Origin of the sequence: Vineibacter terrae (genome assembly GCF_008039615.1) — a bacterium.
Taxonomy (GTDB): domain Bacteria; phylum Pseudomonadota; class Alphaproteobacteria; order Reyranellales; family Reyranellaceae; genus Vineibacter; species Vineibacter terrae.
Map to the genome: position 1 here is coordinate 73,995 of NZ_VDUZ01000002.1, position 13,865 is coordinate 87,859.

At 67.6% G+C, this 13,865-nt stretch carries 15 protein-coding genes; 8 read left to right on the forward strand and 7 right to left on the reverse strand.

What is annotated here, in order from left to right:
• Positions 1-7: 7 nt before the first annotated feature.
• Complete coding sequence (locus FHP25_RS02145) at positions 8-1,270, forward strand: NAD(P)/FAD-dependent oxidoreductase (RefSeq protein ID WP_178133216.1); 1,263 nt, start codon at positions 8-10, stop codon at positions 1,268-1,270.
• Between the two features lie 24 nt (positions 1,271-1,294).
• Positions 1,295-2,209, forward strand: coding sequence for an SMP-30/gluconolactonase/LRE family protein (locus FHP25_RS02150; RefSeq protein ID WP_147845243.1), 915 nt, complete (start codon positions 1,295-1,297; stop codon positions 2,207-2,209).
• 27 nt (positions 2,210-2,236) lie between these two features.
• On the opposite strand, the gene FHP25_RS02155 is transcribed toward FHP25_RS02150, so the two are convergent.
• The gene (locus FHP25_RS02155; protein ID WP_147845244.1) at positions 2,237-2,872 is read right to left on the reverse strand and encodes a flavin reductase family protein; all 636 of its coding nucleotides are present in this window, start codon (positions 2,870-2,872) and stop codon (positions 2,237-2,239) included.
• Between the two features lie 156 nt (positions 2,873-3,028).
• Here FHP25_RS02155 and FHP25_RS02160 point away from each other — a divergent pair, with 156 nt between their 5' ends.
• Positions 3,029-3,613 carry an SCO family protein gene (locus tag FHP25_RS02160; protein ID WP_147845245.1) on the forward strand — a complete coding sequence of 195 codons (585 nt, stop codon included), beginning with the start codon at positions 3,029-3,031 and terminating at the stop codon, positions 3,611-3,613.
• Positions 3,614-3,821: 208 nt separating this feature from the next.
• Positions 3,822-5,051, forward strand: coding sequence for a polyhydroxyalkanoate depolymerase (locus tag FHP25_RS02165; protein WP_147845246.1), 1,230 nt, complete (start codon positions 3,822-3,824; stop codon positions 5,049-5,051).
• 10 nt (positions 5,052-5,061) lie between these two features.
• On the opposite strand, the gene FHP25_RS02170 is transcribed toward FHP25_RS02165, so the two are convergent.
• The 4 genes from FHP25_RS02170 to FHP25_RS02185 form a co-directional block, all read right to left on the reverse strand.
• The gene (locus tag FHP25_RS02170) at positions 5,062-5,640 is read right to left on the reverse strand and encodes a DUF1003 domain-containing protein (protein ID WP_147845247.1); all 579 of its coding nucleotides are present in this window, start codon (positions 5,638-5,640) and stop codon (positions 5,062-5,064) included.
• Between the two features lie 73 nt (positions 5,641-5,713).
• On the reverse strand, positions 5,714-6,358 hold the full coding sequence (gene hisH / locus FHP25_RS02175; protein ID WP_147845248.1) for an imidazole glycerol phosphate synthase subunit HisH: 645 nt from the start codon (positions 6,356-6,358) through the stop codon (positions 5,714-5,716).
• A gap of 61 nt (positions 6,359-6,419) precedes the next feature.
• On the reverse strand, positions 6,420-7,025 hold the full coding sequence (hisB, locus tag FHP25_RS02180) for an imidazoleglycerol-phosphate dehydratase HisB (protein ID WP_147845249.1): 606 nt from the start codon (positions 7,023-7,025) through the stop codon (positions 6,420-6,422).
• A 128-nt stretch (positions 7,026-7,153) separates the two neighbouring features.
• The gene (locus tag FHP25_RS02185; protein ID WP_147845250.1) at positions 7,154-7,582 is read right to left on the reverse strand and encodes a hypothetical protein; all 429 of its coding nucleotides are present in this window, start codon (positions 7,580-7,582) and stop codon (positions 7,154-7,156) included.
• A 149-nt stretch (positions 7,583-7,731) separates the two neighbouring features.
• On the opposite strand from FHP25_RS02185, the gene FHP25_RS02190 reads away from it, so the two are divergent.
• The 3 genes from FHP25_RS02190 (at position 7,732) to hslU (ending at position 10,583) form a co-directional block, all read left to right on the forward strand.
• A complete protein-coding gene (locus tag FHP25_RS02190; protein ID WP_147845251.1) occupies positions 7,732-8,565 on the forward strand; it encodes a helix-turn-helix domain-containing protein in 834 nt (277 codons plus the stop codon).
• 94 nt (positions 8,566-8,659) lie between these two features.
• A complete protein-coding gene (gene hslV / locus FHP25_RS02195) occupies positions 8,660-9,208 on the forward strand; it encodes an ATP-dependent protease subunit HslV (protein WP_147845252.1) in 549 nt (182 codons plus the stop codon).
• Between the two features lie 64 nt (positions 9,209-9,272).
• Positions 9,273-10,583 (forward strand): ATP-dependent protease ATPase subunit HslU, encoded by a 1,311-nt coding sequence (hslU, locus tag FHP25_RS02200; RefSeq protein ID WP_147845253.1) that lies wholly within the window; start codon positions 9,273-9,275, stop codon positions 10,581-10,583.
• Between the two features lie 7 nt (positions 10,584-10,590).
• Here the strand turns inward: hslU and FHP25_RS40600 are convergent, their stop codons facing one another.
• Together FHP25_RS40600 and FHP25_RS02205 are read right to left on the reverse strand one after the other, a co-directional pair.
• Positions 10,591-10,746, reverse strand: coding sequence for a hypothetical protein (locus FHP25_RS40600; protein WP_178133217.1), 156 nt, complete (start codon positions 10,744-10,746; stop codon positions 10,591-10,593).
• A gap of 15 nt (positions 10,747-10,761) precedes the next feature.
• Positions 10,762-12,000, reverse strand: a complete 1,239-nt coding sequence (locus FHP25_RS02205) for an MFS transporter (RefSeq protein ID WP_147845254.1) — start codon at positions 11,998-12,000, stop codon at positions 10,762-10,764.
• 142 nt (positions 12,001-12,142) lie between these two features.
• Here FHP25_RS02205 and FHP25_RS02210 point away from each other — a divergent pair, with 142 nt between their 5' ends.
• The gene (locus FHP25_RS02210; RefSeq protein ID WP_147845255.1) at positions 12,143-13,708 is read left to right on the forward strand and encodes an alpha/beta hydrolase; all 1,566 of its coding nucleotides are present in this window, start codon (positions 12,143-12,145) and stop codon (positions 13,706-13,708) included.
• Positions 13,709-13,865 lie beyond the last annotated feature (157 nt).

Sequence of the window (13,865 nt, forward strand, 5' to 3'; positions counted from 1 at the left end):
AGGAGACATGGCCGGCGAAGCGGCTTCTGGGTCGTTGCCGGTCGCCGTGATCGGCGCCGGCGTGGTGGGCATGGCGACGGCGCGGGCGCTGCAGCGCGCCGGCCGCGCCGTCGTGGTCCTTGATGGCGAGGCGCCCGGGCGCAAGACGTCGTTCGGCAATGCCGGCTTCATCGCGATCGACCACGTGCTGCCGCTGTGCCGGCCGGACGTGCTGCGGCGCGTGCCGAAGATGCTGCGCGATGCCGATGGGCCGCTCACCATCCACCTGCCGAGCCTGATATGGCTGCTGCCCTGGATGACGCGCTTCGCCCTGGCGGCGCGTGACAGCGAGGTCCGCAAGGGCGTCGACGCTTTCGGGGCGCTGATGGAGACGGCCAACATCTCCTGGAAGAGCGAGATCCAGGCCTCGGGCCTGGGCGAGCTGTTCCGCAGCTGCGGCGCGCTCTATGTCTACGAGACCGAAGCCGGGTTCGAGTCCGGCGCGCGGGAGCGCGCGCTGCAGGCGGCCAAAGGCACGGCAATGGAGATCGTCGACGGCGATCGCGCACGCGAGCTGGCGCCGGGCCTAGCCGCCCATATCGTCAAGGGTGTCTTCTACCCGCACGGCATGCACACGGTGAGCCCCTATCACGTCGTGACGGCGCTGGCCGAACGCTTCGTGGCCGAAGGCGGGCGCATGGAGAAAGCGATGGTGAGCGGCTTCGATGTCGCGGGCGATCGCGTGACAGCCGTGCGCACAGCGGCCGGCGTCACGCCAGTGGCTGCGGTCGCGATCTGCGCCGGCCGCGCCTCGGGTGATGTGACGCGCCACCTCCGCTTCCGTGCGCCCCTGGTCGCCGAGCGCGGCTACCATGTGATGGTGGAGCCCACCAATGTGCGCTTCGAGCTGCCGGTCTCGCCGGCCGAGCGCGGCTTCTTCATCACGCCCATGCGCGAGGGCCTGCGGCTTGCCGGCACCGTCGAGCTCGGGGCACCCGACAAGCCACCCTCGTGGCGCCGCGCCGACCTGCTGGTGAAGCATTTGAAGGATATCTTCCCCGGGGTCGGCGGCGCCGAAACCAGCCGCTGGATGGGCGAGCGGCCATCGCTGCCCGATTTCCGGCCCGCGATCGGCCGCGCGCCGCACCACCGCAACGTCTATTGCGGCTACGGCCACCAGCATGTCGGCCTGACGCTCGCCACCGCCACCGGTCGGCTGATCGCGCAGATGATGGACGGCGAGGCGCTGCCGCCGGCGCTGGCAGGCTGCGATCCGGGACGTTTCGGATAGGCATCAACGAGGTGGAGCAAGGAAATGCTGCCGAGTGACTTCGAGATCATCGACGACCGCTTCAAGGCGTGCGTCCGCATCACGGCGCGTCTGGAGCGCCTCTATGAAGGGTGCCGCTGGGCCGAGGGACCCGCATACTTCCCGGCCGGCCGCTATCTCGTGTGGAGCGACATCCCCAACGACCGCATGCTGCGCTGGGATGAGGCGACGGGAACCACGGGTGTCTTCCGCCAGCCGGCGGGCTACACCAACGGCCATACCATCGACCGGCAGGGCCGCCTCGTTTCCTGCGAGCACGGCAACCGCCGCGTCACCCGCACCGAGCATGACGGCTCGATCACCGTCATCGCCGACCGCTACGAAGGCAAGCGCTTCAACAGCCCCAACGATGTCGTGGTGAAGTCCGACGGCTCGATCTGGTTCACCGATCCGGCCTACGGCATCGACACCGACTACGAAGGGCACAAGGCCGAGAGCGAGATCGGCGCCTGTCACGTCTACCGCGTCGATCCGGCCACCGGACAGTGCCGCATTGTCGCCGATGACTTCGTGCGCCCCAACGGCCTTGCGTTCTCGCTCGACGAGCGGCGCTTGTACATCTCGGACACCGGCACCTCGACCGGCTCCGACGGCCCGCCGCACATGCGGGTGTTCGATGTCGGCAGCGACGGCAAGCTGGCGGGCGGCAGGCTGTTCGCAACCTGCACGGCCGGCCCGTTCGATGGCTTCCGCCTGGACGACACCGGACGCATCTGGACCAGCGCCAGCGACGGCGTGCATTGCTACGAACCGGACGGCACCCTGATCGGCAAGGTGCTCGTGCCCGAGCGCGTCGCCAACGTCGTGTTCGGCGGCCCCAAGCGCAATCGCCTGTTCATCTGCGCCACCACGTCGCTCTATGCCGTGCTGCTGCCCGTCAACGGCGCCAAGACATTCTGAGGGTTCCCGTCACCCCGGGCGCAAGCATCACTGGTAGCGGGGGTCGTCGGGTCGGCGCATGGCCCAGACACTGTCCGTCGTGGTGTACTCGCTGTAGCCCAGCCGGGCGACGGGCTTGAACGCGGCCACATCGACGCGACCGTTCTTCAAGATCGAGTCGTCGATGTGGATGCCCACCACCTGGCCCAGCACCATCGAGCCGGGCGTCGACTCCTTGCCCGGCTCGATCGGCAGCTCGATGGTCTTCCAGTACTTGCACTCCAGCGCCAGCGGCGATTCGGCAACACGCGGCGGCTTGACGTACTGGCAGGGCGCCGGCGTCAGCCCGGCCTCCTTCATCTCGTCTATGCCGTAGGCGAACATTGCCGTGGTGACGTTCATGCGCTCCTTCAGCGTGTCGCTCACCATGTTCACCACGAACTCGCCGGTCGCCTCCGCATTCATGCGCGAATGCTTGGTGGGCGTGTCGCCGTACGTGCCGGTGATCGCGAAATAGACCATGGGCGGGAACTCGCTGACGGCATTGTAGAAGCTGTATGGCGCCAGGTTCACCCGCCCCTCGACATCGACTGTCGAGATCCAGCCGATCGGACGCGGCACGATCAGCGCCTTCAGCGGATCGACCTTGAACCCATGATCACGTTTGCGTGCGTCGTAGAACATGCCTTCCCCATCGTCACGGCCATGGAGGCTCAATAGCGCAGGAGGATCGCGGCGTCACCGCGCCATCGCCGGCGCATCACGACGACGCCAGCGCCCCATGCGGTAGGACGGCGCACCGGGCTTGCCGACAACCAGCGTGCCGGCCATGTTGCTGCCATGTCGCGTAATGCCAAGCTTGCCCTCGCCGCCTGGATCGTCGTCCTCATCGGCTTCGCCGGCTGGATCGGCGTCCAATTCTCGCAGGACTCCGGCGGTGGTCCCACCATCGGCGGGCCGTTCACCCTGACCGACCATAACGGCAAGCGGGTCACGGAGGCAGATTTCAAGGGCAAGCCGACCCTGATCTATTTCGGCTTCACCTATTGCCCCGACGTTTGCCCGACGTCGCTGCTGCTGATGCAGACCGCGGTCGAGCAGCTCGGCAAGGACGCCGACAAGAACGTCAACATGCTGCTGATCACCGTCGACCCGGAGCGCGACACCCCGGCCGTGCTCAAGGACTATGTCGGCAATTTCGGACCGACCATCGTCGGCTTGACCGGCTCGCCCGATGACATCGCAGCCGCCGCGAAGGCCTTCCGGGTGTACTACCGCAAGGTCGAGGGCAAGGACGGCGCGCCCTACCTGATGGACCATTCATCGATCTTCTACCTGCTCGACAAGCGCGGCCGCTTCGTCAAGCATTTCACCCATCAGAGCCGGGCCGAGGATATCGCAGCTGCGATCAAGCCCCTGATGTAGCTCCCGCAGTCGCTCAAGCATATTGCCGCTTCTCGCGCAATGTGTTGAATTCTCTCATATTTTTCCATTGTGCATTGCCAAAATTCCCCGTGACTTCGAGATCGGCTCAGGTAAGCTTGTCCTGCGAATGAGCGCTTGATTCCCGAGAGACCATGCTGTCACGAAGGTCTCTTCGCGTTAGCTGATCAGGCGCAGGAAGCCGGGGACCATGCTTTATTCACTGTATGTCGCCAACCGCCAGCTCTCCCAGCCCGTGCGCTGGGCGGCCGACATGATCGAGGAGTTCTACGGCAGCCCGACCAATCCGATGTCGGAAACCTGGTTCGGCAAGTCGATGGCGGCGAGCGCCGAGATCGTCTCGCGGCTGACGCGCAACTACGGCAAGCCGGCATTCGGCCTTGCCACGACGGTGGTCGACGGGCACGAGGTCGCCGTCAACGAAGAGATCATCCTGCGCAAGCCGTTCTGCCAGCTCGTCCGCTTCCGCCGCGACGTGCGCGGGCTGGCGCCGCGCAACGATCCCAAGGTCCTGGTCGTGGCACCGATGTCGGGCCACTTCGCCACCCTGCTGCGTGGCACGGTCGAGGCGCTGCTGCCCGAGCATGAGGTCTTCATCACCGATTGGACCGATGCCCGTGAGGTCCCTCTGACCTGGGGCAATTTCGACCTCGACGACTATGTCGACTATGTCGTCGACTTCCTGCGCTATATCGGGCCGGGGGCGCATGCGATCGCGGTCTGCCAGCCATCCGTGCCGGTGATGGGCGCCGCCGCCCTCATGGCCGACGCCAATGACCCGATGCAGGCCAGCACCATCACCCTGATGGGCGGGCCGATCGATACCCGCATCAGCCCGACCGTGCCCAACGACCTGGCGATGCGGAACTCGATGATGTGGTTCCGGCAGAGCGTGATCTCGTCGGTGCCCTGGGGCTTCCCGGGCTTCATGCGCCGCGTCTATCCCGGCTTCCTGCAGCTCACCAGCTTCATCACGATGAACCTGGACCGGCATATCAACTCGCATATGCGGCAGTTCGAGCATCTGGTGAAGGGCGACGGCGATCCGGCGGAGAGCCACCGCCGCTTCTACGACGAGTACCTGGCGGTCATGGACCTGACGGCCGAGTTCTACCTGCAGACCATCCAGGTCGTCTTCAAGGAGCACCAGCTGCCGCGCGGCGTCTGGGTCTCGCGCGGCCGCAAGATCAATCCCGCCGCGATCTCGAAGCCCGGCCTGCTCACCGTCGAGGGCGAGCTGGACGACATCTCGGGCCTCGGCCAGACGCGCGCCGCGCACGATCTCACGCCCAGCATCGCGGCCGACAAGCGCGTTCACTACGAGCAGAAGGGCGTCGGCCACTACGGCATCTTTAACGGCCGGCGCTGGCGCGAGCAGATCATGCCGCAGGTGCGCGACTTCATCCGCGCCAACGACTGAGCAGGCAGGCCTATGCCTGCGTTGGCGCGCCGCCAGCGCCGCGTGCCCCCAGGAGCTGGCGCAGCAGCCTGATCTGCTCCTCCTGGTGCCGGACCATCTCCGTGAGATGGCGGGTGCGCATATCGTCGAGCTTGTCGTGCAGCGCCATGATGTCGAGCTCGGCCTTGAGGTTGACCTCGTAGTCATGGCGGGCATCGAGGCGATCCTTCTGGGATTGCCGGTTCTGCGACATCATGATGATCGGCGCCTGGATCGCGGCCAGCATCGACAGCATCAGGTTGAGGAAGATGTAGGGATAGGGATCGAAGGCGGCCTTCTCGCCCAGCAGCACGGAATTGACGGCCGCCCAAACGATCAGGAAGACAGCGAACAGCGAGATGAACGTCCACGAGCCGCCGAACAGCGCGACCTGATCGGCAAGCCGCTGGCCCCAGGTGAGCTTCTCGCTGAACTCCTCGTCGAGATCACGGCTGATATGCGCGTCACGGGCGATATGCGACAGCACGCGCCGTTCCAGGGCACCAAGCTCGTCGAGCTTGGTGTTCATGAGCTGTTGGGCCAGCGCCTGCATCCGATCTTCGGCCATCATCCCATCCCCTCTGCCGCGGCCACACCCGTCTGGGCGAGGCGTCTGACAATAGGATGACTCACAGGCGCCCGGGTCAGGGCTTCCAGCGCAGGAAGTTGGCGATCAGGCGCAAGCCCGTGGCCTGGCTCTTCTCCGGATGGAACTGGGTGCCGACCATGTTGTCGCGGCCGACGACAGCGGCAATCGGCTCGCCGTAGTCGGCGACGGCCAGACGCTGGCCCGGCTTGGCCGCCTTCAGATGGTAGGAGTGCACGAAATAGGCGTGGTCGCCGGCAGCGATGCCGGCCAGCACCGGATGGGCCGCCAGGTCGCGCAGCTCGTTCCAGCCCATGTGCGGGATCTTCAGTGCCGCATCGGCCGGCTCGATCCGCACGACGTCGCCGGCGATCCAGTCCAGGCCCTGGTGCACGCCGTACTCGACGCCCCGCGAGGCCATCAGCTGCATGCCGACACAGATGCCGATGAACGGCCGGCCGCGCTCGATCACCTCGCGCTGCAGGGTCTCGACCATGCCCGGCACGCCGTACAGCCCGGCCCGGCAATCGGCAAATGCGCCGACACCGGGCAGGACGATGCGCTCGGCGGCCGCGACGTCGCGTGGACTGCTGGTGACCTGCACCGCATGCCCGGTGCCGGCCTCGCGCGCGGCGCGCTCGAAGGCCTTGGCGGCCGAGCGCAGATTGCCGGATCCGTAATCGACGATCGCAACGGTGGACATGGCAGCAACCGGAAAGTCGGGAGACTGGTGGAAGACGAAGGCGTGCCGGTCGGCACCGACGCTACAGCACGCCCTTCGTGGACGGGACCGCGGCCATGGCACGCGGATCGATCTCGACGGCGTGTCGCAGCGCCCGCGCCAAGCCCTTGAAGCTGCTTTCCACGATATGGTGGTTGTTCTCGCCGTACTGGTTCCAGACATGCAGGGTGAGCCCGCCGGTCTGGGCGAAGGCCTGGAACCACTCCTTGAACAGCTCGGTATCCATCTCGCCCAGCTTGGGCCGAGTGAAATTCACCTTCCAGATCAGGTAGGGCCGGTTCGACGCATCCAGCGCCACATGGGTCAGGGTCTCGTCCATCGGGATCAGGGCGCTGCCGTAGCGGCGGATGCCCTTGCGATCGCCCAGCGCCTTGCTCAGGCATTCGCCCAGCGCCAGGCCAGTGTCCTCGGTGGTGTGATGGAAATCGATATGCAGGTCGCCCTTGGCCTGCAGCCGGATATCGATCAACGAGTGCTTGGAGAGCTGCTCGAGCATATGGTCGAGAAAGCCGATACCGGTCGACACGTCATATGTGCCGGTGCCATCGAGGTTGATCGACGCCTCGATCTCCGTCTCCTTGGTCTTGCGCGACACCGTGGCGGTGCGCGCAACCGCGCCTGCGGACATCTGCTGGATTCCCATGATGGGCGCCCTTGTAACAGATGGGGGGTGGCGGGAGTACCCCATATCTGGCGCGGCAAAGACGCCGGCCCGCCCCGGGGCCGCGACCGGCCCCGGGGCGGGCATCACCGCGCTCACGCGGCGGCGTGGCCGCGGGCTGTCACGGCGCGGACCAGGCCGAGATGCTCGAAGATCACGATGACCGCCACGATGGCGGCAACCGTGGCCACCACCGCAACACCAGCGCCGGTGAAGGTATGGGACGCAAAGGCCAGCGCATCGACACTGGCCGCGACCCACAGGATGTCGGCCACGATGATCAGGTGGACATGGCCCACCGACGGGGCCGCGGACCGCGCCACCCGCCAGACCAGCAAGGCGAACACCACGAGGCCGGCGCCCAGGCCGCGGACCAGCCAGGGCCCCGCCGAGCCCAGGCCGGGCACCAGCGCGGCGGCGAGGCTGCCGCCGAAGAGCAGCATGGCCACGCCCGACAGCTCAGAGAACACCACGTTGGCCATCAGTGTCGTGCGCAGCAGTCCAGTCGAAGCTCCGTTCGTCATCTGCACCTCCATCGATTGACACCGCGGATATGGCGCCACGGATGATGTGCCCGCAATTACGTGCGGAATAATCGAGGAAGCGGCGCCGCCATGTTAAGGATTGCGCGTTCCTCGACGCGGCGATGTCCGCTCTATGGTGGACGGGTACGATGAGCATTGCAGCCGATCTTCCCTCCGGCGCCGAACGCGCTCCCTTCGGCCTGCTGCTGCGGGATTGGCGCCGCCGCCGCGGCGCCAGCCAGCTCGAGCTGTCGCTGCGCAGCGGCGTGTCCCAGCGGCATGTCAGCTTCCTCGAATCGGGCCGCGCCCGCCCCAGCCGCGAGATGGTGATGCACTTGGCGACGTCCTTGGATGTGCCGTTGCGGCACCAGAACCAGCTCCTGCTGGCCGCCGGATTCGCGCCCGTCTACCGGCAGGGCAACCTGGAGGCGCCCGAGCTGACCGACGTGCGCAAGGCGATCGAGCTCATCCTGAACCACCAGGAGCCCTACCCCGCCATCGTCATCGACCGCCTGTTCAACGTGGTGCTGGGCAACGGGGCGACGAGCCGCCTGATCGGCTTCCTGATGGGCGCCAACGCCGGCGCCGTCGCCGGCCCGGTGAACCTGATGCGCGTCACCCTGTCGCCGCACGGGCTGCGCCCCTATATCGTGAACTGGCCCGAGGTCGCGCACTACCTGGTCACGCGCACCGCCGCCGAGCTGGCGCTGAACGGGCTGGATGCCGACGCCAAGGCGTTCCTGGACGAGCTGTCCAGCTATCCCGACATGCCGGCATCGTGGCGCGACGCACGGCCCGACGACACCGTCCTGCCCATCCTGCCGCTGCATTTCAGGAAGGACGGCAAGGACATCCGCGTCATGACCACGATCTCGACCGTGGGCACGCCGCAGGACGTCACGCTGCAGGAGATGCGCATCGAGACGTTCTTCCCGGTCGACGACGCCAGCACCGCGTTCTTCAAGCAGCTGGCCCGGGGCTGACGCGCGCAGGCCCGAAAGGCGGCGGCGTAGGGGGCCACGACTCGGTTGCGTCGAGGGACTTTCAATCCGGCGGGACTGCTCCTATCTAGGTCCCATGTCCGACTCCCAAATGCCGGTGTGGCACGGCACCACCATCCTCAGCGTGCGCAAGAACGGCCAGGTCGTCATGGCCGGTGACGGTCAGGTCAGCCTTGGCCAGACCGTGATCAAGGCCAATGCCCGCAAGGTGCGGCGTCTGGGCGACGGCTCGATCATCGGTGGCTTCGCCGGCGCCACCGCCGACGCCTTCACGCTGTTCGAGCGGCTGGAGGCCAAGCTGGAGCAGTATCCCGGGCAGCTTACCCGGGCCTGCGTCGAGCTGGCCAAGGATTGGCGCACCGACCGCTACCTGCGGCGGCTGGAGGCGATGATGGCCGTGGCCGACAAGTCCGCCTCCCTGGTGCTGACCGGCACGGGCGACGTGCTGGAGCCCGAGGAAGGGCTGATCGGCATCGGCTCTGGCGGCAACTACGCCCTTTCGGCGGCACGCGCCCTGATCGATATTGACGGCCTGGATGCCGAGGCGATCGCCCGCAAGGCGATGAAGATCGCCGCCGATATCTGTGTCTACACCAACACCAACGTGGTCGTCGAAAAGCTGTGAGCATGACAGGGCGGCGATGGCGTGACGCGACTGCGGCGCCCTCCCGGCCCGTATCGAGGATGACATGACCGAGTTTTCCCCCCGGGAGATCGTCTCCGAGCTGGATCGCCATATCGTGGGCCAGCACGACGCCAAGAAGGCCGTCGCCGTGGCGCTGCGCAACCGCTGGCGCCGCCAGCAGCTGCCCGCCGCCCTGCGCGAGGAGGTGCTGCCCAAGAACATCCTGATGATCGGGCCCACGGGCTGCGGCAAGACCGAGATCGCGCGGCGCCTGGCCAAGCTCGCGGGCGCGCCCTTCCTCAAGGTCGAGGCGACGAAGTTCACCGAGGTCGGCTATGTCGGCCGCGATGTCGAGCAGATCGTGCGTGACCTGATCGAGGTCGGCATCGAGCTGGCGCGCGAGCGGCTGCGCAAGGATGTCCAGGCCAAGGCCGAGCTGGCGGCCGAGGACCGGGTGCTGGACGCCCTGTGCGGGCCGACGGCCACGGCCGACACGCGCCTGCGGTTCCGCCAGAAGCTGCGCCAGGGCGAGTTCGCCGAACGCGAGATCGAGGTCGAGGTCGCTGAAAGCGGCGGCCCGGCGACGTTCGAGATCCCCGGCATGCCCGGCGGGCAGATCGGCGTCATGAACATCGGCGACATGCTGGGCAAGGCCTTCGGCAACCGCACCAAGAAGCGCAAGCTGACGGTGGCCGAGTCCTACGAGATCCTGATGCGCGAGGAGAGCGACCGGCTTCTGGACCAGGAACGGGTGCTGCGCGAGGCGCGCGAGGCGGTCGAGCAGAATGGCATCGTCTTCATCGACGAGATCGATAAGATCTGCGCCCGCGGCGCGGAGTTCCGCGGCGGCGCCGATGTCAGCCGCGAGGGCGTTCAGCGCGACCTGCTGCCGCTGATCGAGGGCACGACCGTCAACACCAAGCACGGCCCGGTGAAGACGGACCACATCCTCTTCATCTGCTCCGGCGCCTTCCATCTCGCCAAGCCCGCCGACCTGCTGCCCGAGCTGCAGGGCCGGCTGCCGATCCGCGTGACGCTGAAGGGCCTGATCCAGGAAGATTTCCGGCGCATCCTGGTCGAGCCGGAGGCCAGCCTGCTGAAGCAGTACAAGGCGCTGCTGGACACCGAGAAGGTGACGCTGGAGTTCCGCGACGATGCCATCGACGAGCTGGCGCGGCTGGCCGCCGAGATCAACGGCACGGTCGAGAATATCGGCGCCCGGCGGCTGCACACGGTGATGGAGAAGCTGCTGGAGGAGATCAGCTTCACCGCCTCGGACCGCGGCGGCGAGACGATCGCGATCGACGCCGGCTACGTGCGCGAGCGCGTCAGCGTGCTGGCCAAGAACGCCGACCTCAGCAAGTTCATCCTCTGACGCGGCGTCACAGGCAGAACATCTGTCCCAGGTCGAGCAGGATCGCCGCGCCGCGCGTCACCCAGAGCCAAGTCGCGGCGAGCGCCAGCACCGCCGCCGCGCCGCCGAGCGAGATCAGCAGCGCGGCCGGTGGACCGCTGGTCGAGGGTGTCGGCGTCGGCATGTGGCAATTATCCGCCTAGGCCGGCCGGGCCGCAAGCCGGGCCGCCGGAGCCTCGCGGATCGGCCAGTTGATCACGGCGGCGAACAGGCCCAGGCCGATGGAAATCCACCACATCAGGTCGTAGCTGCCCTGCAGATCATACAGCCGGCCACCGCCCCAGCCGCCCAGGAAGCTGCCCACCTGGTGGCTGAAGAAGACGATGCCGTACAGCATCGACATGTAGGTCGGACCGAACATCAGAGCCACCAGGCCGCTGGTCAGGGGCACGGTGCCCAGCCACAGGAAGCCCAGGGTGGCGGCGAACAGCAGGACCGACGCGGCCGACAAGGGCAGCACCAGGAAGATGATGAAGGCCACGGCCCGCAGGAAGTAGAGCAGCACCAGCATGTCCTTGCGACGATGGCGGCCGCCCAGCCAGCCCCACAGGATGGCGCCGGCGATGTTGAACAGCCCGACCAGCGCGATCGCCCAGCCGCCCAGCTCCGTGGGCGAGATGGCACGGCCCAGCACCTCCATGCCGACGCTCTTGTCGGAGATGTAGGGCGGCAGATGCAGCCCCACGAACGAGACATGGAAGCCGCAGACGAAGAAGCCGAGGGTCAAGAGCCAGAATCCGGGCGTCGCGAAGGCCTCGCTCAGCGCCTCGCGCAGGCCCTGGGGCGCCGCCGCGCCGCCAGCCGCGGCTGGGGCCGACCGCGTTTCGCGCAGGCCCAGCGCCAGCGGGATCATGACCGCCGACACGGCCGTGAGGATCAGGATGGTGGCGTGCCAGCTGCCCAGCCGTTCGAGCAGGATGCTGGCGAAGGGCACGACGGCGAACTGGCCGAACGAGCCACCGGCGGTGGTGATCCCCAGGGCCAGCGAGCGCTTGTCAGGGGGAGCGGCGCGGTTGATCGCGGCCAGGATCGGCCCGAAGCCGGCCGCGGCCATGCCGACGCCGGTGAGCGCGTTTCCGACCGTCAGCAGCACGCCCTCGGTGGCCACGCCGATGACGACCATGCCCAGCACGTACAGAACCCCGCCCGCCGCCACGGTCCGCGCCACGCCGAAGCGGCGCTCGACGCCACCCACGAACGGCGCCAGCATCCCCATCAGCAGCATGGAGAGCGCATTGCCGAACGACCACAGCTCGCGGCCTACCTGCAGGTCGTCCGCGATCGGCTTCTGGAAGATGCCGAAGCTCTGGCGTGCCCCGATGCCGATGGTCAGAATGATACCCCCACAGACCACGGGGACCCACCAATCGCGCCGCATGCGCCCTCCTCCACCCGATCAGCCCCGCGCCTCGCGCCGGGCGCGCACATGTGAGCCGCTTCACGTGCATATGCAATCAAATGGAGCTCACGATAGGACGACTTTTCTTGACTTGCCGCCCTCGTAGCCCGATAGCGCCGGCATGAGTTCCCTGTCGCCTCGCCTGCGCTTGGCCTTGTCTGGCCTGTGGTTGGGCTGGGGCCTGCTTGCCGCGGCTGTCGCACCCGCCACCGCCCAGGAGCGGCCGGCGCCAACGCGCCTGGAGCCGCACAAATGCTGGTTCAAGACGCCGCGCGGCGCCAGCGCCACCTGCCATCTGCTGATCGTTGCCGAGAACCGCACGGCCCTGGACAGCCGGGTCGTGAAGCTGCCGGTCGCCATCCTCAAGGCGACCGGGCCGCGCAAGGAGCCGGATCCGGTGATCTATCTCGCCGGCGGACCGGGCGAGGCTCCCCTGGCGGCCACGGCACCCGGGATCGACCCGCTGAAGGACGGCGACTGGTGGCGCTCGACAGCGGCAATCCGCCGCAGCCGTGATTTCATCTTCCTGGGCCAGCGCGGCGCCCAGCTTTCGCGCCCGGCCTTGCAATGCGACGACATCGCCGGCCACAAGGCGCTGCTGTCGCGGCTGGGCAGCCGTTTCGATGCCGTCGAGGACGAGCGCCGGGCCATGATCAAGTGCCGGGCGGAGCTGGAGCGCAAGGGCATCGACGTCACGCAATATACGACGCCGGCTATGGCCGACGACGTCAGCGACCTCGCCCGCGCCCTGGGCCTGACCAAGGTCAACCTTTATGGAGTCAGCTACGGCACGCGCTGGGCGCTGGAGGTGATGCGCCGGCAGCCGTCGCTGGTGCGCGCGGCGGTGCTCGATTCGGTCTATCCGCCGCAGATCAATGGCGACCAGGAGGAGGTCGACGCGGTCCGCCGCGCCTTCGACCGGCTGTTCCTGGAGTGCAGCAACGACGCCTGGTGCGCCGGCAAGTATCCCAACCTGCGCGCCGACCTCGAGGCGCTGGTGGCGCGGCTGGACCGCACCCCCGTGCGCATGCGGCTGAAGCTGGGCAATGGCCGGCCGATGGCGTCGGTCGACGGCACGAAGGCGATGCTGATCATGCTGCATGTGATGCGGCTGGGCGGCGAGGACATCGGCCGGCTGCCGACCACGATCGCGCGCGCCGCGCGCGGCAGCTACGCGGCGCTGAAGGTCTTCGCCCAGGACCTGGAAGACAGCGAAGGCGGCGTCGTCGACGCCCCGATCGAGCAGATGGCGGGCCTCTATTATTCCGTCGAATGCCGCGAGACCACGGCCTTCCTGGACGGCCCGGCACGCGAGAAGGCCATTGCCGGGGCCGGCATCTACGGCCTGGTGGCGCACGCCAATACCGGTCCGGCCCTGTGCCCGGTGTGGCGGGTGCCGGCGGCCGCCCCGGCCGAGAAGCAGCCTGTGCGCAGCGAGGTGCCGACGCTGCTGCTGAGCGGCTCCTACGACTGGCTGACCCCCGCGCCCTGGGCCGAGGTGGCACGGCAGACGCTGCCCAACGCCCGCCACATCGAGTTTCGCGCCATGGGGCATGCCGTCACCGCCAACGACGATTGCGCCGATGCGCTGCTGGGCCAGTTCATCGACCAGCCCGACCCCAAGCGCGTGCCGGCCTGCCTCGGCGACAACGCGCCGCCGCGCTTCACGGACAAGCCGCCGAAATAGGCCCGTTTCTTCTCCCCTTGCGCTGCGGTGTTGATACAAGTTCCTGTCATCCCGAGCGAAGCGAGGGATCTCCCGCAAATGTCGCATCGTGCGTCCTTTCGCGGGAGACCCCTCGCTTCGCTCGGGATGACACTTCTGATTCCACCTCGTCCTTGGC